The 372-nt window shown below is 44.4% G+C and carries 1 protein-coding gene; it reads left to right on the top strand.

Annotated elements, in window-relative coordinates; all coding sequences use genetic code 11:
- Positions 1–372, top strand: a 372-nt coding sequence (locus ACSLUH_RS19560; protein WP_448570087.1) for a GTP-binding protein, incomplete at both ends; no start/stop codon positions are given.

The following is a 372-nucleotide window of genomic DNA, read 5'->3' as shown; positions in this document are numbered from 1 at the left end:
CGGCGACAGACGGTCCAATGCCACAAACACGTGAGCACATCTTATTATCACGTCAGGTTGGTGTACCATTCATCATCGTATTCATGAACAAGTGTGACATGGTAGATGACGAAGAGTTATTAGAATTGGTAGAGATGGAAGTTCGTGAACTTCTTTCTGAGTACGAATTCCCAGGTGATGACTTACCAGTAATTCAAGGTTCAGCATTAGGTGCATTGAACGGCGAAGCGAAGTGGGAAGAGAAAGTATTAGAATTAGCGGAAGCTTTAGATACTTACATTCCAGAGCCAGAGCGTGCGATTGACGGTGCATTCATCATGCCAATCGAAGACGTATTCTCAATCTCAGGTCGTGGTACAGTAGTAACAGGTC

Source organism: Thalassotalea ganghwensis, from assembly GCF_053485795.1.
Note: the sequence above shows the minus strand (reverse complement) of the source record. Positions and strands in the feature narration are given on the sequence as shown.